This is a genomic window from Myxococcus eversor, from assembly GCF_010894455.1.
Lineage (GTDB): Bacteria > Myxococcota > Myxococcia > Myxococcales > Myxococcaceae > Myxococcus > Myxococcus eversor.
Genome location: NZ_JAAIXY010000002.1, coordinates 371,619 through 394,204, shown reverse-complemented (window position 1 = coordinate 394,204; position 22,586 = coordinate 371,619). Strand labels below are relative to the sequence as shown.

Sequence of the window (22,586 nt, the reverse complement as noted above, 5' to 3'; positions counted from 1 at the left end):
GCGCCGACGCTTCAGCACAGCCTCGCCCTTCAAGGTGCAACGTCACACGCCTGAAGGCGGGCTCGCGAATAGCATGGACAGGCGCTGAAAGTCGAATTGCGGGGTGTGATTGTCCGCGAATTGATCCAACTGTGAAGGGAGCTGGGAGCCCCGCAACCCGTCAGGTGGTGTGTGTATGTCAGGGCTTCAGACGGAAAAGGAAGCCATCCTGGGGATGCGGGTAAGGGGTTCCCACAGGTTGGACGCGCCGCAGCGCGACAGCGACCAGGGTATTGCCAGATCCATCCACTGACACCGAGCGGGCTGTCGGGGGGAGGGGACTGGAGAAGCCTCGCACCCAAAGGGAGTCTCCCTTTTCAGGCAGGAGGCGGGCGACATAGAGGCCGGCGGGAGAGGGCTTGGGGCCCAAATCCAGACCGCCGTCATGGGTGCCGGTGAGCGTGAGCTGCCCCGCGTCATCCGTGGCGAGCGCCGTGGCGGTGGCTGCGAAGGAGCGCGCCCAGCGCTCTTGTCCGTCCGCGTTGAAGGCCGCCACGAAGCCGTGATGGGCGCCCGCGTCATGAGGTTTGTTCTGAAAGTAGAAGCGGGTGGAGAAGGAGCCCGCCACGAAGACGCGGTCCGGGCCCACCGCCAGCGCGGAGACAGCTCCGGTGGCGCCTCGGAAGTCCCGGCTCCACGCATGCGTGCCATCCGGATGCAGTTTGAGGACGAAGGGAGTGCGTTGGCGCACGGTGAGGAACGAGCCCCCGCCGAAGCACACCGCGCCCGCGTACGCGCCTCCAATATAGATACCGCCGAAGGTGTCCACCGCCGTCGCGCGCGCCGTCACCAGGCCCTGGGGGCCGGCGGACCAGACGCGGCTCCAGCGCGTGTGGGCGTCCGGGCCCAGCCGCACCACGAAGGCGCCGCGGTCGCCGTCGGGCGGCTCGCGCACGGCGTCGCCGAAGTCGCGGGCTCCGGAGAAGTCGCCCACCACCACCACGCCCGAGTCGTCCCGGGCGACGGCGTGCACGGTGAGCGTGCCCTCTCCAGCGAAGCCCTTCACGTGTTCGACGGCGCCGTCGGCCGACAGGCGCGCGATGAAGGGCCCGTCCGGCAGGCGCATGTCGCCCCACTGGGAGCCCGACGCGGCGCCGCCCAGCCAGAGCTTGCCCTGCGTATCGATGATGAGTCCGCCCACGCGCGCGCGGGACGTGCCCCCTCCCGGAGTCAGCCCATGCGCCCAGCGCAGGGCCCCGTCCGGGGAGAAGCGCGCCACCATGAGATGTGGCTGCGTTGCATCCGCACTCCGGTTGAAAGGCAGGGGGCCGCCCCCCACGTCCAAAGGCTCTCGGTATGTCGCCGCGACGAGAACGTCCCCGTCGGGGGCCATCACCGCATGTGGCGCCTCGCTGTCCCCGCTCGCCAACGGGAAAGACCACGCCACTGCCCCCTCGCCCTCGCCACGACCTTCCGCCGCCGCCGCCCCCACCACCCTCAAGCCCGGAGCACGTGGAGCCGCCAGGGCCTGCTCCCCGCACGCCACGAGGAGAGGACCCACCAGACACACCACGCTCACCCAACGCCACCCCACCATGCCCGCCCCGACCTCTCCCCCGCCACCGCCGCCCGACGACCCCCTGCCCTTCAACCGCGAGGATGCTTCTGCAAGGCGATTGCCAGCACTGTCCAAGGAAGCCTCTTCCCTCTGGGCGCGAGAGGGACCCGGGCCTGGAGGACGAGAAAGGTGTCCGCTCTCCTGAAAAAATCCCTGTCCACCAGCTGACGCTGGAGGAAAAACGACGCGCACGGCTGGAAGGCAGACAGGCCTGTAGCGCTCCGGGCGGCGAGCAGGCGTGGCGCTTGGCCCTCATCTGTCCTGGAGATGACAGGCGCCGCGCGGTCCGGTTCCTGGCCTCGCGCGTGCACATCCGTGGGGTGGGGCGGATGGGGACATCACGATTCGATGACAAACACGAACATGCAACGAATTGGGTGTCGGTGGCGGCGTGACGTGGTCCTGTCGTGGAATTGACGAAGTTGAGTCATCGGATGTCTGTCCATTCAGGCACCTTGCGCCGCGTTGAAACCAGCACAGCAGCCAAGGAGCCGTCCATGAACAGCATGAAGTGGGTGATGTCCGCCACGGTGGTTGCCATGTCGGTCGTGGGTTGTGGAGGTCAGTCCGGCGCGGGGGCCCAGGAGGCCCAAGCGGTGGAGCAGAAGGCGTCGCTGGCCATTCCGAACTTCTATGGTTCGGACACGCTGAAGGAGGCCCTGGTCGCGGCCAGCCTGCAGTCGGGTTCCGGCCTGAGCATCGAGGGCAAGGGTTCTGGCGTGGGCGAGGCCTGCCTGCGCAACGGCGTGGGCTCCAGCGGCTTCTGCAGCTCGGCGGCGCAGACGCTGGCCCCCATGTCGCGTGACTTCGCGGCGCCGAAGACGGCGTCGGGTTCGAACTGTGCTTCCGGCACGGCGGTCGGCGCCTGCTGCCCTGGCGAGCGCAGCAACACCATCGCCCTGGACGCGGTGAGCGCGTTCGTGAAGTCCACCCGCTCCGCGTCCCTGTCGAACAACGGTCTCACCACGGAGGAGCTGCGCCGCATCTTCTTCGCCACCGACAGCTCGAACGTCGCCATCACCGGCGCGTGCCCCACCGACTGGAGCGCGTTCGGCCAGCCGTCGGCCACCATCGTCAAGTACCGCCGCGATGACCTGTCCGGCACCACGGACACGTTCAAGTCGCTGCTCAAGGGCGGCACCTTCTGCCCTGGCATCACCGTCATCGTCGACGGCTCCGTCTCCAATCCCAGCCCGTGCACGTCCTCGGACAGCGCGACCACCTGCATCGGCAAGCTGGCGGAGAACGACAACAACGCCATCGCCTACGCCGGTGACTCGGCCACCCGGGCCGGCAACGCCAAGCTCAAGCTGAAGGCCGTGGCCCCCATCACCCCGACGACCAGCATCTACGTGGCTCCCACGGTCGCCAACGTGCGCAAGCTCATCCAGGCGGGCTCCACGGATGCGTATCCGCTCTCCCGCCGCATCTTCCTGAACGAGAACGTCAGCCGCGCCCAGTCGTTCGACGAGGCCACCCTCTACGAGTGGATCTACGTCTCCAACACGACTGACTTCGAGGAGATTCTGAAGCAGCAGAACTTCATCTCCTGCAGCGACGCCGCGGCGCTCGACTGCGGCGGCGACGGCCTGGGCCGTGGCGCGGGGCTCTGCTCCGGCATCTGATGTGACGTCACGCTTCGACAGTCATTGTCACTGAATGCTTCGGGCCGGAGGGCACCTGTCTGCCTCTCCGGCCCGTCTCTCGTGGAGGGAAGACCCTCCGCGCTTCCTTGTGTCAGACGAAAGACCCACCCACCATGCGCTCCCAGCTTCGCGTCCTGTTCCGCTCCTCGCTGTTGCTGCTCTCCACCTCCTGGCTCGGTGCTCCCGCGCTGGCGTCGGACCTCCGCGTGCCGCCCTGGGTGTGCCGTGATTCCCGTGGCGCCGTGGGCGACGTCGAGGAGATTGCCCTGCCCGCCAGCGCGGGCCCGCTGAGCATCGCCCTGGGGCCCGACCTGGCGCTCTGGTACACGCAGGCGGGCTCCGGGAAGATTGGCCGTTCCACTCGCGCGGGTGTCACCTCTGAGTTCGCCCTGCCCACCCCTGGCGCGGGCGTGCAGCAGATTGCTTCCGGCTTCGATGGGAACCTCTGGTTCACCGAGCTGGCCGCCAACCAGATTGGCCGCATCACCCCGGGAGGCGTGGTGACGGAGTTCCCCCTGCCCAACCGTGGCGCCAGCCCGGCGGGCATCGCCGCGGGCCTGGACGGCAACGTCTGGTTCACGGAGGTCACCGGCAACCGCATCGGCCGCATCACCCCCTCGGGTGAAGTCACCGAGTTCCCCCTGCCCACCGCTTCCGCCCAGCCGCGCGCCATCACCCAGGGCTTCGACGGGAACCTGTGGTTCGTCGAGCAGGCGGCCAACAAGGTCGGCTCCATCTCCTTCGAGGGCGTCATCACCGAGTACGCCCTGCCCACCGAGCGCTCCTCGCCGTCCTCCATCGTCGCGGGCTTGGATGGCAACCTCTGGTTCACCCAGCAGGCGGCCCACCTGATTGGCCGCATCACCCCGGCGGGCGTGGTGACGGAGTTCCCGCTGCCCACCGCCGGAAGCCAGCCGAACGCCATCGCCCTGGGTCCGGATGGCCAGCTCTGGTTCACCCAGCTCGCCGGTAACCGCATTGGCCGCATCACCCACTCGGGCGCCATCACCGAGTTCGCCCTGCCCACGGCCGGCAGCCGCCCGTCTGGCATCGTCATCGCGCCTCCGGGCAACTGGTGCCTGGACGCGCATGTCTGGTTCACCGAGCGAGGCAGCCACAAGCTCGGGAAGCTGCGCGCCATCGCTGTTCCCTGACGTTCCGGGGCGTGACGATTCCGAGACATGCTTCCGATGTGCGGGGCGGTGTCTGATTTTGTTGCAAGGACTTGTCATTCCCTGACAGAGCCCGCGACTAGGGTGCGCCCATCCTGGCAGGTCCTCCGTGTCTGACATGACTCGGGGGCCTGGGGGCGACCACGGCGCATCCAATGGATGCGGGAGGAACATCGACATGGGGATGACTCGGATGGGGCAAGCCCCAGGCCGCGTGCTGGTGGTGTGTCTGTCGTTCTTCCTGGCATTGCTGGCATGTACGTCGGAGCCAGCGCCCGAGGGGAGTGAAGTCGTGGTGGAGCAGATTCCCTTCCGGCCCGTCTGCACCCAGGCTCGCTCCAGCGAGAAGATTCCCCTGCGACTGGCCGCCACCCGGGAGCCGGTGACGGAGAACTTCGACAACCTGCTGGCGCGCGTGGGGGCGCAGTGCGCCTCCTGCCACCTGTCTCCCAACATCCAGGGGGGCTTCCAGTACACGGCGGACCTGGAGGGGCTCAAGCGCGACGGCGCGCGGATGGCGTTGAAGGCCTCTCAAGGAGAGATGCCGCCCAGGGCGTCGCCCCAGCAGCTCAAGGAGGCGGTGGAGCTGTCCTGCGCGCTCAATGCCTGGCTTGCCCGGGGCTCACCGACAGGCACGTTTCCCGTCGTCTGCGAGGCCAGCTCGGAGGGCGGTGTCGCGGTGGCGCGGAAGGTGGGTGATTCGCTGACGGACATTGGAAACTGCATCCCCCAGGTCGCCAAGGACTATCCGCTGGGAAGCGACCCGGCGAAGGACGCCTTCTTCGCCGGACTCACCAGGCTGCCCCGCCTCCTGTCGGAGACCGACAGCGACATCATGACGTTCGACTCGGACACGCTGGCGGAGCACGGCACCGTGGCCTTCGCGCCCACCTATCCGCTCTTCTCCGACAACGCCAAGAAGCTGCGACTGGTCCATGTGCCGCAAGGACAGTCCATCCGGTACGATTCGGAGACTCAGAAGTTCCACATCCCGCCCAACACGCGCTTCTACAAGACGTTCTTCAAGGCGGTGACGGACTTCCAGGGGCAGCGGCGCTACCGGAAGATGGAGACGCGGCTCATCATCGTCCGCGAGCCCTGGAACCAATCCCTCTTCGGCACGTACATCTGGAATGAGGACGAGACGGTGGCGGAGCTGCATGACCTGCGCTACCGCGACAACGAGCCCTTCTCCGACCGCGTGCTCGTCTACAAGGCGTATGAGATTGGCGGCACCACGCGCAACTACGCGATTCCGGGCGCCCACCGGTGCATCCAGTGCCACACCGGCTCCGAGGCCCAGAACTTCATCCTGGGCTTCACCCCCCTTCAGCTCAACCGCCGCGTCCCCGGCGAGGCCGGGGTGGATGCGAAGGCGGTGATTGACGAGGACGAGTTGAACCAGATGGACCGGCTGGTGAGTTACGGCGTTGTCACCGGCGTGCCCACCTTCCGCCGGCTGGGCGAGATGCAGACCTACCTGCCCCGGCTGGAGCGCATCGCCGAGGCGGCGCAGGCGGAGGCGACCTCGCCGGAGGCCCACAAGGCCACGCTGGAGCTGCAGGGCTACTTCGTCGGCAACTGCGGCCAGTGCCACAACCCCAACGGCTTCGCGGTGAAGAGCAACCCCGCCATCGCCTCGCTGGACTTCTCCGCGAGCGGTGTCCTCTTCGGCTGGAAGCCGTGCGGCGTGAAGGAGAGCAACGGCCAGCGTGTGTATGTGGACTGCGAGGTGAAGGACTTCTCGCAGGACCTGCTGCTGCGCTCGCCCTCCAGCACGCTCTATCAGCGCGTGGCGCGGGACACGGATGCACGCGTCATCCACATGCCCACCAACGTGCCGGGCAAGGACTGCCGGGCCTCGCGGCTGGTGGCGCGCTACATCGCGGCGCTGGACTGGCCCGCCGACAAGCTCCTGGCCCCCGCTCAGCAGGCCGAGGCCCGCCAGGCGCGCCTGCGCGAGGCGGACACCGTCGTGTCGGGTGCGTGTACGGACCCCGCGGACGTGCAGTGGATCGCCGAGGACTTCACCGACAAGGTCCCCTACGAGCCGCGCAATCCCACCTGGAGGGACGCCATCGGTCAGGGGGAGTTCGAGTACCTCACCCGGTACGCCATCACCGAGCGCCACGAGCAGCTCGCCAAGAAGCTCTTCCCCACCAATTGGTGGTTGCCCAAGCGCACCTGCCGCTTCCCGCAGCGCGACAGTCCTCCGGCGGGACATGACCCCTGGAATGACTCGCGCGACAAGTGGATGGTGAATGCGCTGGGCAATCCCCGGGCACCCTGGGGCGAGCTCTACTACACGACGCCGGGCGCGACGGCCTTCCAGGGCATCTGCTCCAACTGTCACGGCCGCGTGGGAGATGGCCAGACGGGCGCGGCGAAGGTGCTGGTGGCGCTCAATGGCGGTCGGGTGGCCAACCTCGTCACGGGCCTGTTCGGCGTCACGAATGGCGTCTCCCACCTGACGCGGTTCGACAGCATCAACCCGCATGGTGGCGCGCGCTACCTGGCGTACATGGCCTCCGGTGGGACGACCGTCCAGTTCACTCCGGAGTTCATGAGCGCGTGGATCAAATACGGAGAGGTGGACATCGACTTCTCCCCGCGCACGTCGGACTGGAGCAAGTGGGGCGCGAACATGCTGGGCGCCGGGCGCGGAGCCTGTGACCTCATCCGCACGGGCAACTTCGGAACGGCGTCCGCCGAGCCTCCGAGCGGCAACCGCAACGCCATTGGCGGCGTGCGCATGTGGGAAGAGGTCTGCTCGCTCGACAACCCGCTGACGGACGCGGTCCGGGCGGGCCAGGAGCCCGCGATGGGTGAGTGGCTTCAGCACGCGCAGTTCAACGTGGGGGTGATGGCGTACTTCTACCTGCGCGATGAGCTGTCCGAGGGGCCGAGCGGCATCTACCCCCTGCGGACCGAGTGTGAGCGACAGGTGGCGCCATGAGTCAGGCCGTCCCTGTGAGTCCTTCAGCGAGTCGATTCCTCCGGAGCGTCAACGTGAAGAGAAACGTCCTGGGTTCGTGGCTGTTGATGATGGGACTCGCCCTCGCGGTGGGTGCCACCGGTTGTGGAGACGATGACGCGGGGCCTCCGGATTCGGGGAGCATCGACGCGGGCCGCTGCGACGGCGGTCGCGTCCTGGCGGATGGAGGTTGTGGCACTCTCCCTCCGACGAACACGTGCGACGGCGGGCCTGTCCTGCCGGACGGAGGTTGTGGCACTCCCCCGACGAATACGTGCGACGGCGGTCCTGTCCTGCCGGATGGGGGCTGTGGCACTCCCCCCCCGACGAATACATGTGATGGCGGCCCTGTGCTGCCGGACGGAGGCTGTGGCACTCCTCCGACGAATACATGCGACGGCGGCCCTTCCTCGCCGGATGGAGGCTGTGTCGAACCTCCGACGAACACGTGCGACGGCGGCGCTTCCTCGCCGGACGGAGGCTGTGTCGACCCTACTCCCAGCTATCGAGCACACGTGCGCTTCATCAATGCGTTCGTGGGGTCCAAGAACAACCCCACGGATGCGGTGGACCGGCCGTGGGACCCGTTCCACGTCACCCTGCGCGTGGGCGACGCAGAGCCCTTCCCGACGATGAAGGCGGGCGCCGCGTCCGTGTCGGAGTTCCGGGAGGTCATCCTGGCGGGGCCCACCCAGCGCGTGCGCGTGGTGGCTCGGGATGCGGAAGGCACGGCGGAGGCGCTGGACCTCGCGGCCCTGGCGGACGTCACCCTGGCGGACGGCGACCATGTGACGGTCGTCGGTGTCGGCTCGCTGCTCCAGGTCGGACAGGAGCGCCCGGACAAGCCCAGGCTCCTGGTGCTGAATGACGACAAGCTGGCTGTCGCCGCGCCGACGGGGGAGGTGCACGTGCGCTTCGCGTCCGCGGACCGGGTCCTCTCGGCCACGGCCAAGCGCCGCCTCGCGAACGAGGCGGGCAGCCCCTACGAGAACAACAGCGTGGATGCGTACTCTGCGGACGCCGTCGAGCAAGGCGTCCTGGTCCCCGCCGACACGAAGCGTGTGGCGGTCATTGGACTCACGCCCACCTTCGCGCCCGCCCAGAGCGGCTGGCTTTTCTACTCCCTGCCGGAGGGGACGCTGGAGGAAGGCAAGGCGTACTACTTCATCAACACCGGCGAGGACCGCCGCACCCTGGCTGACGAGGGCGCTCCCGCGCTGCTCGTCATCACCGCGAAGGAGAACAGGTTCGCGCGCTTCCTACGCGACCCGCTCCTGTACCTGTTCAACGGCCTGCTGCCAGCCACCGTTGGAGGGACGACGCCGCAGCTCCAGGCCATCCGCGGCTCGTCGAACATCGCGACCGCCATGAACTACGCCGCCGCGCCAAAAATCGCGGACCTTCCGGTGTCGACCACGGGCTTCTCGCTGCGCTTCACGGTGAATGGCCAGCCCGGGCAAGGCGTGTTGGAGGGCGCGACCACGGGTCCCCTGGAGGCGGGTCGTCGCTATCTGGGCGCGCTGTGTGGCCGTGTGGAGGCCTCGCCCACGCTCACCGTCGTGAAGGACGAGTTCTCGGTGGCGGGCGCGCAGTCTCCCTTCGTGCGCTTCATCCACTGCTCGGCCAGCTCACCCACGCCGCTCGACTTCGGCTCCTATTCGTTCCAGGCCGACGGCTCCAGCCGGGATGCCTTCACTCCGCTGCTCACGGGAGCGACCTTCGCCACGGCCACACAGCCCGTCACGGGGGTGTCGTTCACTCCTCCCGTGTCCACGTCGACTCCGGCCTACACCTGGCTCGGCGTGAAGACGGCGTCGGCGACGCCCATCGAGCGCGACATCCGGGGCCGCGTGCTCGCCACGCCGACCTTCCTCATCCTCATCGGCGAGTGGGAGAGCACCCTCACGTACCGCGCCGTCAACACCCGGGTGAATACCTGGAGCGTGTCCACGCCGAACGACCCGTTCTTCAGCCCGCTGCCGACTCCATGAGCCAGGGCGCTGGACGCTGAAAACACCGACGCCCGCTCGGGGCCACTGTGGCCACCGGCGGGCGTCGCGTGTTGCTGGAGGCCCGGTGAACGGGCCCTCCGGAGACTAGTTCACCTTGACCTGCAGCTCCTTGAGGACCTGGTCACCGCGCATCACCGTGATGCTCCAGGTGCCCGGCTTGTTCAGCCGCACGCCCGTCCACTGCCGCGCGCGCCAGCCGTCGCCCTTGAGCTTCACGTCCTTCGTCTCGCGGACCACGTTGCCCTGCTTGGTCTGCACCATGACGTCCTCGTAGGAGTCGCCCTGGGGCACCAGGTAGGCCTGCCACAGCATCACCGTGGTGTTCGCCTTGACGCCCTCGGCGCCCACCTCGGCGGTGCACTCGTACTTGTTGGGGCCGTCCTTGGCCACCTCCGTACAGAGCTTGGCCTCCACCAGCACGGGACCTTGCTTCTGGCCGTTGTAGAAATAGTTCCAGGTGTCGCGCACCGCGTCGGCGCTCGGCGCCTTCGCGGGCTCCTTGGCCGGAGCCTCAGGCGCCGCGTCCTGCGCCAAGGCCATCGACGACATCCCCAGCACCGCGCACACCATGCTCCGCGTCAGAAGCTTCTTCATGTTTCGGGGTCCCCTCGTTCGGTGAGTTCGAGCCGGCCTTCCCCGGCCAGCCTGGGCCCTGTCTAGCACGAAAAGCGAGGTCCTCGCCCAGCCCCTCACCCGAGCAGGAAGAAGGCCAGCGTCACCAGCGGCAGGTACACCAGGAAGGCCACCAGGAGGAAGCCGAGGATGTCCTTGAACTCGAGCCGCGCGACGGCCAAGAGCGGCAGCGCCCAGAAGGGCTGGATGAGGTCGGTGGCCATGTCGCCCCAGGCATAGGCGAGCACGACTTTCTCTGGCGCGACGCCCAGTCGACTGGCCGCGTCGAGGAGGTAGGGCGCCTCGATGGCCCACTTGGAGCCGCCCGAGGGGACGAAGTAGTTCACCACGCCGCTGTAGAGATAGACGATGGCGGGGAACGTCTCCTTCGTCGACAGCGACACGAACAGCTCGCCGATGCGGTCCGTCAGGCCCGTCGTCTTGAAGATGCCGTAGATGCCCGCGTACAGCGGGAACTGGAGGACGATGCCGTGCAGCACGCTCCCGGCCTCCTCCGCCGCCTTGATGAGCCGCGCGGGCGTGCCGTGCAGCAGCACCGCGAGCACCAGGAAGGTGAAGTTCACCACGTTGAGGTTGAGCGCGCGCCAGCCGCCGTTGAGCCACAGGTAGCGCCCCAGCCACAGCAGGCCCAGCACGCCGAAGATGACGTTGAGCAGCCGCGCGTGGTCCAACCAGATGGCCAGGCTCTTCTCCGTGGGGCGCTCGGGCGGGACGAAGTCCGCCAGCTTCTCCAGCACGGCGGGGTCCACGCGCACCACGTTCTCCGGCTTGGGATGCAGCGCCCACGCGAGCAGCGTGAGGCCCGCGACGACGGACACGGTGAGCGCCAGGTTGAAGGAGGAGAAGAGCGTCCGGTCGATGGGGATGAGGCCGATGCTCTTCTCCAGGAAGTGGCCCGGCGTGGCGACGAGCAGCGGCGCGGAGGCGGACAGGCCCGCGTGCCACGTCGCGCCCAGGCCGAAGTACGCGCAGGCGACGAGCAGCCGGTAGTCCACGTCCGGCCTCTTCCGCGCGACGTAGCGCACCAGCATGGCGCTGGCGACCAGGGACAGGCCCCAGTTGATGTACGCCAGCGCCATGGAGACGAAGGCCATCAGCGCCACCGCGCCGCGCGGCGTGCGCGCCAGGCCGGACGCCTTCTCCAACAGCGCGCGCACGGGTGTGGTGAGCGCCAGCAGGTAGCCGGTGAACATCACCAGCGCCATCTGCATGGAGAAGGTGAGCAACTCCCAGAAGCCGCCGCCCCACGCGTCCAGCACCTTGGGTGCCGGCGCGTCCGCCCAGCCCATGGCGAGCCCCATGGTGAGCAGGCTCAGCAGGACGGCGATGGAGAACGCGCTGGGCACGAAGCGCGCGGAGAAGCGGCCGAGGGCTTCGGCGATGCGGACGAGGGTCTCCACGCGGGCGGGCGCTCCTGGATGGTGTCCCGCCCGTTCTACGGCATCCCCGCGCGTGGCGACCACTGTTGTCCGCGCCGCGCCTGACTCACCGCGCTACGGTCCGCCGCTGCCGCCGTACGCCTGGGTCTGCGCGTCGAGCTCCTTCCACGTGGCCTGGGCCTGCTGCTGTTCGCTGAGGTTCGCGTCGACCTGGTCCTCGGCCTTCCGGGCCTCGGCGCGAGCCTTCTCGAGATTCCGCGCGAGCTCGTCGCCGTCCACCTGCTGGGCTCGGACGTCTCCCGTGCGCTGGAGGGTGAGGAAGCGAGTCTGCGCCAGCTCCGCCTCCGCGACCTTGACCTCGCTCGCTCGCGCCTTCTCTATCGACTCGCGCGTGGTGAGGGTCTTCTCGCTCAGGGTCGTCCGCGCCTTCGCCGCGGCGATCTCCATGTTGGACTGGGCCAGACCGTCCTGAGCCAGGTTGATGTCGTCGGCCTGGCCGCCCTCCTTGGCCGCCGACAGCGCGGCCTCCGCGGCCTTCTGGCGAGCCTCCGTGGCCTTCTGTTGCTCCTTCGCCACCTTCAGCTCTCGCTTGCCGTCCTCCACCGACACCTTCGCCCGGTTCTCCTTCTCCTGCGCCGTGTTCACGACGAGCTGTGCCTGGCGCACGTCGTCCATCTGGTCGGCGGGCACCCTCGCCATCCAGGAGTCCTCCACCTTCGCGGTCTCCGCCTTCTTGTGGGAGTGGCTCGAGCTACATCCGCCTCCCAGCAGGAGGGCCGCGAGGACACCTCCCAAGACTCTCGGTCTGCTCGCCTGAATCATGTCGTCCCCTCCCGGTTCACGTGGCTTCGTGCTTCACGGTAGGCACGCCCCTGAGTGATGCCAGACACCCCTCTTGCCCTGTCACGTAGCAGGGTGGCGGGCGCTTTCGAGGTCGGACGGTCCTCTGTTAGTTTTGGTGGCTCAGGCGGACAACCGGGACATCGATGAAATCTCTCCTGATTCCTCTCGCGGCATCGTGTGTGGTGGTGCTGGCTTGTCGCGAGAACAAGGCCGCTGGCGATTCCCCGAAAGCCGACTCACCCGAGGCCGAGGTCAAGATGAAGGTCCCTGCGAACGGCAAGCTCGTCCCTCACAAGTTGTATGACGACAAGTTCATGGAGATGGCGATGATGCCGCTTCCGGACAACTGGATTGTCAACAACGGCAAGGCGGCGATGAGCGGCCCGGGCAACGTGAATGTCTACATGCTGCCGCTGAAGACGTTCATGTTCTCCGGCGACCCGATGATGCAACAGGTGTACGCGCGGAGCGGCCAGGCGATGCGGCCCTTCCACTCCATCGAGCAGGTCATCCAGCAGGACCTGGTGCCGATTGCGAAGAAGGAGGGCGCGAAGCTGGTGAAGCAGTACGACGCCCCGTCCATCGCGGCCTCCGACAAGAGCTTCTCGGACATGCTCTACAAGGTCGGCCCGATGCGGCAGCTCTTCCTCGCGAAGGTGACGGAGTGGGCCGACAAGAACGGCGACCCGTACATGATGGTGACCCACCTGACGGCGACAGACATGGGCAACATGGTGAACTGGAGCTACTACAGCCATGCGCTGGATGCTCCGAAGGAGCGGTACGAGGCGAGCAAGGAGGTCGTCCTCAACGCCCTGGCGAACACCCGCTACAATCCGGAGTACGTCCAGGCGTACAACCAGGGCGAGATGGCGCGAGAGCGCGCGAGCTGGGCGGCGCACAACCAGCGCATGCAGGCGAACAAGGCGGCCTTCGAGGCGCAGCAGCGCGCCTTCCATGAGAAGAACGACGCCATCAACCAGGCGATTGCCTCGAACTACGCTGACAGCAACGCCGCCTCGGACCGGAACCACCACCGGTTCATGAACTACATCAAGGACGAGGAGACGGTCCGCAACCCCAAGGATGGCAAGCGCCACCAGGTGGAGTCGGGCGCGAATCAGTACTGGATGAATGGGAATGGCCAGTACGTGCCGTCGAAAGACCCGAACTACAACCCGAACCGAGACCCGAACCTCAACCACCAGGAGTGGACCGAGACGGAAGTCGAGGAGTAGAGCCCCGGCGTGGTGGCGGGCCGCACGAGCGCCGAGGGCCACAGACCGCTCACGCAGAGAAGCACCAGCAGGGCCAGGGTCGTCCAACGCTCACGGGGTAGAAGGTCCTCGGTGGACGGCATGCCGCGCGGGCGCGGGCCCAGGAAGGCGCGCTGGAAGGCTCGCACCAGGGTGATGGCATTGAGCGCGAGCGTCGGCAGCAGTGGCAGCGCGAGCAGGGGATGGGCTCCGAGCGTGCCGCGCAGCAGCAGGTCCTCGCTGACGAAGCCGAGCGTGCCTGGGAAGCCCAGCGCGCAGAGCCCGAGCAGCAGGAAGGTGATGGCCATGCGCGGCGCGCGGGTGATGAGCCCGTGCCGTGCTTCCAGGTCCGTGGTGCCGGTGCGAGCCTCGATGGCGCGGACGAGCAGCTCCAGACCCGTGAAGGCGATGCCCATGGAGAAACACTGGAGCCACGCGCCGGAGTGTCCAGCGGGGCCACCCAGTGCCACTCCCGCGAGCAGCAGCCCCGACTGACTCACGAGCAGGAAGGCCAGCATGCGGCGCAGGTCCGTCTGAACGAGCGCGAGCAGCGCGCCATACAGCGCCGCACCGGCCCCCAGAATTCCCAGCGCCGGAGCCACCGCGCCCCACTCCGCTGGCAAGAGCGGCTGCACGACATTCGTCAGGAGATGGAGGCTCGCGGCGAGGTTCATCCAAAGGACCCCGACGCCGAGAGGGCCTCGCGTCAGCACCACGGGCAGCCAGGAATGGAAGGGCACCACCGCCAGTCGCGCGCAGATGCCGATGAGGAACAGTGCGCAGAGCCCCACGCGCCAGCCGTGAGGCAGGAGGCTCGCGAGCTCCTCGGGTGAGAGGAAGGGGGTTCTCGGGCCCCCGTGCCAGCCCAGCATCACCAGGGTCAGCAGGACGGGCAGGGTGCCGAGGAGCAGGTACACCCGGACCGCGCGCCCGGCGGACGGCACATGTGTCCCGCGAGCAAGGGGGGCCGCCATGGCGATGAAGAAGAGGAGCCGCGGAAGCACATCGTGTGCACAGAAGAAGCCCAGCGTGGCGCTCTCGGTGAGGAGCAGCGCGGTGAGGACTTGCCGGTGGGAGTCCTGGCGAGGGCTCGCGATGAGGGTAACGAGGGTGAGCAGCGCGACGAGTGGCAGTGCTCGTGCGCTCGGCTCATCCATGCCGACGTGGAAGGTCGCGTTGAGCCACGGCACCGCGAGGCCGGTGCCGGTTGGAGTGCCTCCGGCGAAGTGTGGCGCGGCGATGGCGAGTACCCACGTGAGGGCCGCCGTGCCCGTAGCGATGACTCGAGCCAGCGTGGGTTGCCTCGACACGGTGAGCAGCACGGCGCCCACGAGGGGGAGCGACACCAGGATGCAGAGGAACAAGGTGGGACTCATGCGGCCCCCGTGGTGGGACTGCCTGGCGCGGACTCGGCGGGGCGTGGCGCGGGGGTGACCTCCGGGCGCGAGGCTCCCGAATCGAGCCCGCCCACCCAGCGACGCTCCGCTCCATCCAACCGATGACCCAGGCGCAGCACGGGTTGGACCAGCCAGCGCTCGAACAGCACGTCGACCGCGAAGCGCTCCAGCGCCAGTCGGTAGAACCGCGTCGGCAACAGCGAGTGCGCCGTGACGATGGACGGTGCGCGTGTGTTCCGGAGCGCGGCGCGTCGTGCCTGGACGTCGCGCAGGGCGGACGGTGCGCGAAGGAGCTGGAGACAGCGCAGACACGCATGCGCCACCAGATGAACGAGCGCGAGCGTGTACAGCCCCAGGCCTACCTCCACGAACATCAGGCCCACCTGTGTCAGGACCCCGTGGGCGAGCGCGCTCTTCACATCCGTCTGTACTCTCCACACGACGGTGGCGTGTATCGCCGTGAGCAGCCCCACCACCACGAGCGCACCCTTCGCCACCGGTGCCTGCTCCAACAGTGGTGCCGCGCGCAGCAGCAGGTACAGCCCCGCATGCACGGAGAGCGCTCCGTAGAACAGCGCACTGGACGGCGTGGGACCTTCCATGGCGCGAGGCAGCCAGCCACTGAAGGGGAACTGCGCGGACTTCCCCATGGCGGCCAGCAACAGACACAGGCTCAGCGCCGTGGCCGGAAGCGCGGAGAGGTGAGGGCTGAACGCGCCGCTCCACTCCGTCGTGCCTGTCAGGTGATGCAACAGCACCAGTCCCGCCAGCAGCCCCATGTCACAGAGTCGATAGGTGCCGAAGGCCCGGAGCCCCGCGTTCAGGGGCGCGGACCGCTCGTGGAAGAAGCCGATGAGCAGCGCCGACGCGAGCCCCACCCACTCCCATCCCACGAAGAGCATGTCGAGGCTGCCACCTCCCACCAGCAACAGCATTCCCGAGGAGAACATCGACAGCAGCAGGAAGAACCGCGCGAAGCCCGGCTCCCGGTGCAGGTAGCTCACCGAGAAGCGGCCGATGAGCAGGGTGAGCAGGCTCGTCAGCAGCCACATCGTCGCCGAGAGCGGGTCGAGCTGGAGCGTCACGTCGAAGCTCGAATCGCTCGAGGAGAACCATGGACACAGCCGTATGACTCGCACGGCTTCGGGTCGAGACAGCCAATGGAAGACGGTGGCCACCGCGCAACCCCATGACAGCCACAGCGCCCCCAGCACCAGGCGCGCCACCCAACGTTCGCTGGGCGCACGGTGCAGGAACATCACCGTCCCCAGGCTGAAGAAGGCGAGCAGGGGACTCAACGGCACCATCGCCGTGAGCCAGGTCCAGGCAAGCTCAGGTACAGGCATGACGATCTTCTCCCGAGCGACACGGCGCTGGCGCGCGAATGAGGGCCGGTGGCAGGAAGTCGCGGTGGCCCTGGTACCAGTGCGACGAGGAGGCCACCTCCGGCAAGCGGGTCTTCGGGGGCGTGAGTGACTGGAAGCCGTGGCGCGTGAAGCGGTGCTGTTCTCCCGTCACCGGGTCCACGCTCACGAGCTGCACCCACTCTTGACCGATGAGCTCCTGGAGCGCGGGCTGCCGCGCGAGGATGGAAGACAACACCCCGGTGCTCGCCTCGACGATGAGGAGCAGTCGCATCGGCTCGTGAATCTCAATCATCTGTCGAGGCAACCCCGTGCGCAGGTCGCTCTCCGCGCCGTCCATGACGCCGAGCAGGCCGGTGAGGTTGTGGGGCAGCTTGGTGCCGCAGCCGTGGCGCTCGTTGTCGACGCAGGAGAAGTAGTACTCCAGGCTGATGCCCGCGCCGACGGGGCCCGCCGCCAGGAGGATGCGCTCGACGATGGCGCCGCTCGCGTCCTGGCTCGGGTCGTAGGAGATGAGGAAGGCCCTCCGGTCCAGGAACAGTCCTCGGGTGAGCGCCCTGCGCCCCACGATGCAGGCGGCGTTGGTGACATGCCCCAGCTCCGGCCGAGGCTGCCCCAGGTCCTCCGCGCGCGCCTCGACATGTCGGAGCGCCGCCGGCGCGGACAGCCCGAGGGGCGCTGACTCGAAGCGTCGGCAGCGCTCCTGGGCGGACAGTGCACGGGCCTGGTCCAGGGCCGCGCGCAGCACCGCCCATTCCCCACGCGCTGACTCCGGAAGGGCCTGCGTGTCATACAGGCTCACTTCGTCGGTGGTGGTGTTGTGCAGCCCGCCGATGAACCAGGTGGAGTCAGGGATGTGGAGACCGCGCTCCCGCAGCCTCGCGCGGACCTCGGGACGGTTCGCCATCTCCGCGAAGAGGCGCGCGTTCGGTCCTCCGTGCCGGCCACCGCATGCGCCGCAGTCATAGGCCGCCTGATGGGGATTGTTGACGCTCACCGCTCCATGGCCGAGCACCACCACCAGCGGCGCGAAGTCCCGCACCAGTCCCAGGTTCTCCAGCGATGCCGCCACCCGCGCCGCCTTCTCGTCGAGGGTGAAGCCCCGCGCCTTGAGCGTCGGTGAGGCAAGGTGTGCTTCGGGTTCGCGCAGGCTCGTGAGGCGGGTGGAGGGACTGGGCAGGCACTTCTCGGCGAGGGCCCGTCTCAGCCGACCTCGTGCTCGCGGAAAGAGGAGCTGCCAGGGCAGGGCCAGCGCGGACAACAGGCCGAGCAGCGGCACGAAGAGCCAGGAGAGCTCCAGGGCGTGGGTGCCCTCCTGCAACATCTGGTCGAGGCGTGCCCACAGGCTCCGTCGTCTGGCTCGGGTCTCCGCCAGGGGTTGGTGCTCCTCGCGCGCCTGCTCCTCCACGACGTGCGCCGGGGTGACGACGATGGGGCACAGCGCGACGTGGCTCGCGTCGTCCAGCCCGCGATAGTCGAAGGCCACGCCGAAGAAGCCCGCGATGCCGAATGTCTCGTGTCGCGCGTCCAGTTCCTCGAAGTGGCGACGGAAGGACTCCTCCCGGTCATCCATGCAGCACATCACCTGGAAGCGCGGTGCCGTCACCGTGCGCTCGGCCTCCGGGCGGAGACGGTTGCGCGCGAGACCTCGGCACACCTCGCTTCGATAGTGGTGCTCGTAGGCTTCCTGCCAGACGCGACGCCGCGCGCTGTCGTCGAAGTCCTCCAGTCCCGCGAGCAGCTCATGCCGGGCTCGAAGTGGAAGTCCCGCCACGTCCATCGCGGACAGCGCCAGGAGCTGTGCCCACTGGAAGAGTCGCCAGCTCGCGGTCCGAGTGGATTCGAGGGGACGTCTCGCGAGTTGGGCCAGCCCGGACAGCGGGCCGGTGTAGTCGAGTCGTCGCCGGGCGACCGCGCGCAGGGCACGTCGTTCCAGGGTGAGCCGCAACGCGACGAAGTCCAGCAGCCGCGCGGGCGGTGCTCCCTCGGCGCGGTCCCCAGAGTGGTGCTCCAGCCGGTGCATCATCCCCGCCCAGCCCGGCAGCGCGAGGAGCACGCGGACGAGGTAGGGCTCCCAATCGGCCTCGGCCACGCCCAGTTCGTCGAGTATGCCGAGCACCGTGTGCTCCGGCTCGGCCACCAGGTCGTCTTCCAATCCATCCAGCCAGTCGGGCGCGACACCGAGCCCGTCGCGCATCATCGCCACCCAGGCCGTGTGCAGGCCGTGCTCCCGGCCCGGCAGGCTCCAATGCGCGACGCCTTCATCCAGGAATGCCGCGCAGGCACGGATGAGAACGGGGTGAAGCAAGTCATTCACATCCTCGCCCGTGGCCTGGAGCAGCAGCTCGCGATGGCTGCGCGGCTCCGTCGTTCGCGGAGGGACGCTCTGCTCGTCGGATACTGTTTTCGTCGTGCGACATGCGGCCCACAGGGCTCGCACCGCGAAGGTCTCAGGCGCGTGCTCCAGTTGCTCACGGAGCGAGCGCAGGCCGCCGTCCCCTCCGAACACCGTGGCCAGCTCGGAGGTGACTCTCGACGCCTCCGCGCTCAACCAGCCGTCCACCGTGAGCGCCGTCTGCCCGTCGAGCTGGCGCGACACGCGGTCGACGTAGGCGTTCACGCGACCGGACGGGACACCCAGCAGTCGCAGCGCCACATCCACGGGAAGGGGCCGTGGAATGTCGCTCGCCGCCGTAAGTACGGTGGACACAATGTCGGGGTCGAGCAGCGCACACGCCAGCTCTGTCATCGTCCAGTCCCGGCCCACCCGCTCCAGCCACGCGCGTACCTCCGTGGTCGAGCGTCGGAGCAGCGCATGCCGCGTGGTGGGCGGCAGGTCCGCGCGGAGCCGGTCCGCCGCGCCGCGCTCCTCCAACTTCCAGCGAAGCGAGGCCTCCGACTCCGCTTCCACCGGATGAAGCAGCGCGAGCAGCGTCAGCGCCGTCGCATCACATGTCAGCTCCTCCGGTGGCGTGACACGGGGCGCGCCCGGCTCCGCGAGCACCGCCCGCAAGTCCTGGTCGGTGATGCGGCCCTGTCGGTACAACTCCAGGAATCGCGCCTCGGAGAGATATCCCTCCGCGCCGAAGGTCCGGCTCGCGGTGGCCACCGCCTCGTGGAAGGGCAGGTGTTGAAACGCGTGCAGCGTGTTGTGGTGCACGAACACGCCGATGGGGCCCTGGGCGGGAAGGACGTGGCTGGCCCGGGCCAGCGCGGCGCGCAGCCTCGTGCCCCGGTCTTCGGAGGGCGAAGTCAGACAAGTGGCGTGGCTCATGGCTTCGCCTCAGGGCGTGAGACCCAGGTCTCCTGCCGGCGCCTTCTTCCGCGCGGACAAGGGATGCGAAGACAGCCCCCGATGTCGCTCCAGCCCGAGCACCTTCAGCTGCCGCCCCTCCCGGGCCCGCTCCACCTCCAGCTCGTGCAGCCGCTGCATCACCGTGTGGTCCACCAGCCGGGCTTCCGTCAGGTCCACCTCGATGCGTTGCGCCTGGGCGTGACGGTCCAGCAGCGTCTTGAACGCCAGGAAGTTGGTGAACACCGCCGCGCTGCGCACGCGCAACACCACCCGGTCCGCGCTCACCTGCTCGTCGATGTCGGGACGGAACATCTCCCGGGGCGAGGCCCCATTGACCAGATGCACCCCCGCCTTCAAGACGATGCCCGCGGCCACGCCCACCAGCAGGTCCGTGGCCAGCGTCACGACGAGCGTGACGCAGAAGATGAGCACCTGCTCCGCCCCCACGCGGTACGCCTTCACCAGCTCACCCGGCGACGCCAGTCGGAAGCCCGTGAAGATGAGCATGCTCGCCAGCGCGGCCAGCGGAATCCGGTGGATGAGCCCCGGCGCGAACGCCACGAACAACAACAGGAACAGGCCGTGGAAGAAGTTCGACAGCCGGCTCCTCGCGCCCTGGCTCAGGTTGGCGGAGCTGCGCACCACCTCCGAAATCATCGGCAGTCCCCCCAAAAGCCCCGCCACCAGGTTGCCCAGCCCCGTGGCGAACAAGTCCTTGTCCAGGTCCGAGCGGCGCTGCTCCGGGTCCAGCAGGTCCACCGCCTTCACCGTCAACAGCGACTCCACGCTGCCCACCAGCGCGAACATCACCACGTACTTGAGCCCCAGCACGGACAGCACGCCGGAGAAGTCCGGGAAGGTGAGCGCCGTGAGCAGGTTGCTCGGCAGGTTCACCAGGTGATTCGGCCCCACGGTGAAGACGGCGTGCGAGAAGGTGAACGTGTGCGCGTGCTCCAGGTCGAACCCCAGCCCCAGCGGCACCGCGACGGCCAGCACCAGCAGGGGCGCCGGTATCCGCCGGAGCCACGTCACCCGCCGACTGAGCGCCGCATGGCCGAACAGCAACACCAGGCCGAGCCCTCCGATGAGGGCAATCTCCGGATTCAGCCGCGCCACGCTCGCCGGCACCTCCGCCAGCAACCCCAACGGCGCCCGCGCCACGGGAGTGACTCCCAGCAGCACGTGGACCTGCCTGGCGCAGATGGTGACGCCAATGGCCGCGAGCATCCCGTGCACCACCGCTGACGGGAACAAGTCCCCCAGCCGTCCCGCGCGCAGCGCCGCGAAGAGCATCTGCAGGCACGCCGCCACCACGATGGTCCCCAGCGCCCGCCGGTAGCCGAGCACGCCATCGCCTCCCCCCAGCTCCGTCACCGCCCCCAGCGCGATGACGATGAGCCCCGCCGCGGGCCCCTTGATGGTCAGCCGCGCGCTGCCCGCCCAGGACGACAAGAGGCCCCCCACCACCGCCGTGAGGATGCCAGCCACGGGCGGAAAGCCGCTCGCCATCGCGATACCCAGACACAATGGCAACGCGAGCAGGAAGACGAGAAAACCCGAGACAAGGTCTTGCTTCCAGGGTGCCTGTCCCTGGGTCTCAGGCGAATGACTGACATTGGACTGCGTAGCTCGCATGGCGCCGCCCCCTCGACAACGAGAGATGGAACGAGCCGCGCTCCGGTTCCCGGGCTTGTATTGATTTCCTGGGCAGTCCATTGCCCGCATGGGGTGTCTTGGTTTCTCAGGGGATGGGGTCGTGTCTGGATTGAAAATGAAACAGAGTGAGTCACTCGCGGAGCCGAGCGTGCGGCGGTGCTTCGAGGCCGCCGTGGAGCCGCTGCTGCCCCGGCTCCACCGCTTCTGCCTGGCGCTGTGTCGGAGCCGACAGGAGGCGGAGGACCTGTTGCAGGACTCGCTGGTGCGCGCATTCCTGCACCGGGACTCGCGGGACTCCGACTCCTGGCTGGGGTGGCTGTGTGGAATCGCACGGCACCAGTTCCTGGAGCAGCGGCGCTCGCAGGCGCGGCGGCGCTCGTTGCTGGACTCGGTGCTGGAGGGGGCCTCTTCGGTGCTGGGCTCGCTGTTCTCGGGCGGCATCGAACAGCCGGACCCGGAGGCGCGGCTGTGCCGCGCGGAGGAGGCGGAGCGGGTGCTGGCGTGTCTTCACGCGCTGCCGGAGAAGTTCCGCCTCGTCGTCCTGCTGTGTGACGTGGAGGACCTGGACTACGAGGAGGTGGCGCGGGTGCTCGGGGTGCCGCTCGGCACGGTGAAGAGTCGACACTCCCGGGGGCGCGCGCGGCTGGGGGTGTTGTTCCTGGCGGCCTCCAACCCCCAGGCTCAGGCCTTCAGCGAAGGAGGCCGTCCATGAGCGCTCAGGATGAGGGCGGGCCACCTCCGCTCCCCGAGGAGGTCCACGCGGCCCTCCGGGCGCTTCGGGCGGAGAAGCCCTCGGCCCACTTGAGGGCCCGGCTCCAGGCCGCGCTCGTCCGGGCCGAGCAGTCCGGCGGTCCTCCCGCGACGAAGCCTCAGCCCCGCTTCTCCGTGGCGCACCACCCCGCCACCCGGGTGCTGGTGGGCGCGTTGCTGACGGGAGCGCTGGTCCTGCTGCTGCTCCCTCGACCTCCAGGTCCGGAGCTGCTGCCGGCCCGGGAGGTCGCCTTCCAGCTCCCGGGCGACGGAGCCGGCTGGCTGGAGCTGCCATGGGCGCATCGAGTCCACTCCGGAGAGCCCGCCACTGTCCGGCTGGAGACCTCGCCCCCCCTGGCGGTCCACCCCCATCCGCTCGACGCTCTCTCACGGGGGCTGGTGGACTGCGACGAGGACCGCTGCGTCCACGCCTTCACCGTGCGGACCGGCGACGCCGCCACCCTGTTACGGGTGCGAATCGACAAGCCAGGGCGCTACGAGCTCCGGGTGTCGCATGCCTCGGACGTCCGGCACATCCAGGAGCACTTCGTCGTGGTCGCCGACCCCTGAGCACTCCTGTCCCCCCTTCACGCACCCCTGTAAGCAATCCAG

General features: G+C 68.5%; 15 protein-coding genes. 7 read left to right on the top strand and 8 right to left on the bottom strand.

Features of this window, described 5'->3' with window-relative positions:
- Nucleotides 1-178 precede the first annotated feature (178 nt).
- On the bottom strand, nt 179-1,261 hold the full coding sequence (locus G4D83_RS05055; protein ID WP_176438033.1) for a hypothetical protein: 1,083 nt from the start codon (nt 1,259-1,261) through the stop codon (nt 179-181).
- A gap of 833 nt (nt 1,262-2,094) precedes the next feature.
- On the opposite strand from G4D83_RS05055, the gene G4D83_RS05050 reads away from it, so the two are divergent.
- The 4 genes from G4D83_RS05050 (at nt 2,095) to G4D83_RS05035 (ending at nt 9,380) form a co-directional block, all read left to right on the top strand.
- A complete protein-coding gene (locus G4D83_RS05050) occupies nt 2,095-3,222 on the top strand; it encodes a type 2 periplasmic-binding domain-containing protein (protein ID WP_163863359.1) in 1,128 nt (375 codons plus the stop codon).
- Between the two features lie 134 nt (nt 3,223-3,356).
- Complete coding sequence (locus tag G4D83_RS05045) at nt 3,357-4,397, top strand: Vgb family protein (RefSeq protein ID WP_205522573.1); 1,041 nt, start codon at nt 3,357-3,359, stop codon at nt 4,395-4,397.
- A 211-nt stretch (nt 4,398-4,608) separates the two neighbouring features.
- Complete coding sequence (locus G4D83_RS05040) at nt 4,609-7,371, top strand: c-type cytochrome (RefSeq protein WP_240356158.1); 2,763 nt, start codon at nt 4,609-4,611, stop codon at nt 7,369-7,371.
- A gap of 53 nt (nt 7,372-7,424) precedes the next feature.
- Complete coding sequence (locus tag G4D83_RS05035) at nt 7,425-9,380, top strand: DUF4397 domain-containing protein (RefSeq protein ID WP_163863355.1); 1,956 nt, start codon at nt 7,425-7,427, stop codon at nt 9,378-9,380.
- A 105-nt stretch (nt 9,381-9,485) separates the two neighbouring features.
- Here G4D83_RS05035 and G4D83_RS05030 read toward each other — a convergent pair whose 3' ends face one another.
- The 3 genes from G4D83_RS05030 to G4D83_RS05020 all read right to left on the bottom strand — a co-directional run bounded on the left by G4D83_RS05030 (nt 9,486) and on the right by G4D83_RS05020 (nt 12,112).
- The gene (locus G4D83_RS05030; protein ID WP_163863353.1) at nt 9,486-9,995 is read right to left on the bottom strand and encodes a hypothetical protein; all 510 of its coding nucleotides are present in this window, start codon (nt 9,993-9,995) and stop codon (nt 9,486-9,488) included.
- Nucleotides 9,996-10,090: 95 nt separating this feature from the next.
- On the bottom strand, nt 10,091-11,434 hold the full coding sequence (locus G4D83_RS05025; RefSeq protein ID WP_163863351.1) for a short-chain fatty acid transporter: 1,344 nt from the start codon (nt 11,432-11,434) through the stop codon (nt 10,091-10,093).
- A 93-nt stretch (nt 11,435-11,527) separates the two neighbouring features.
- On the bottom strand, nt 11,528-12,112 hold the full coding sequence (locus G4D83_RS05020; protein WP_163863349.1) for a hypothetical protein: 585 nt from the start codon (nt 12,110-12,112) through the stop codon (nt 11,528-11,530).
- A gap of 401 nt (nt 12,113-12,513) precedes the next feature.
- On the opposite strand from G4D83_RS05020, the gene G4D83_RS05015 reads away from it, so the two are divergent.
- Nucleotides 12,514-13,494 (top strand): hypothetical protein, encoded by a 981-nt coding sequence (locus G4D83_RS05015; protein ID WP_163863347.1) that lies wholly within the window; start codon nt 12,514-12,516, stop codon nt 13,492-13,494.
- On the opposite strand, the gene G4D83_RS05010 is transcribed toward G4D83_RS05015, so the two are convergent.
- From G4D83_RS05010 to G4D83_RS04995, 4 genes are read right to left on the bottom strand one after another with little or no spacing between them, the layout of a single operon-like run.
- A complete protein-coding gene (locus tag G4D83_RS05010; protein WP_163863345.1) occupies nt 13,428-14,888 on the bottom strand; it encodes a proton-conducting transporter transmembrane domain-containing protein in 1,461 nt (486 codons plus the stop codon). The genes G4D83_RS05015 and G4D83_RS05010 overlap by 67 nt on opposite strands.
- The gene (locus G4D83_RS05005) at nt 14,885-16,255 is read right to left on the bottom strand and encodes a proton-conducting transporter transmembrane domain-containing protein (RefSeq protein ID WP_163863343.1); all 1,371 of its coding nucleotides are present in this window, start codon (nt 16,253-16,255) and stop codon (nt 14,885-14,887) included. Before G4D83_RS05005 ends, G4D83_RS05010 begins: the two co-directional genes overlap by 4 nt.
- Complete coding sequence (locus tag G4D83_RS05000; RefSeq protein WP_163863341.1) at nt 16,242-19,547, bottom strand: YbcC family protein; 3,306 nt, start codon at nt 19,545-19,547, stop codon at nt 16,242-16,244. The genes G4D83_RS05005 and G4D83_RS05000 overlap by 14 nt, the downstream gene beginning before the upstream one ends.
- A gap of 9 nt (nt 19,548-19,556) precedes the next feature.
- Nucleotides 19,557-21,203 carry a SulP family inorganic anion transporter gene (locus G4D83_RS04995; RefSeq protein ID WP_163863339.1) on the bottom strand — a complete coding sequence of 549 codons (1,647 nt, stop codon included), beginning with the start codon at nt 21,201-21,203 and terminating at the stop codon, nt 19,557-19,559.
- A 136-nt stretch (nt 21,204-21,339) separates the two neighbouring features.
- Between G4D83_RS04995 and G4D83_RS04990 the strand changes: the two genes are divergently transcribed.
- Entirely contained in the window at nt 21,340-21,936 is a 597-nt protein-coding gene (locus G4D83_RS04990) for an RNA polymerase sigma factor (protein WP_163863337.1), read from the top strand.
- Nucleotides 21,933-22,544 carry a hypothetical protein gene (locus G4D83_RS04985; RefSeq protein WP_163863335.1) on the top strand — a complete coding sequence of 204 codons (612 nt, stop codon included), beginning with the start codon at nt 21,933-21,935 and terminating at the stop codon, nt 22,542-22,544. The genes G4D83_RS04990 and G4D83_RS04985 overlap by 4 nt, the downstream gene beginning before the upstream one ends.
- The last annotated feature ends 42 nt before the right edge of the window (nt 22,545-22,586 follow it).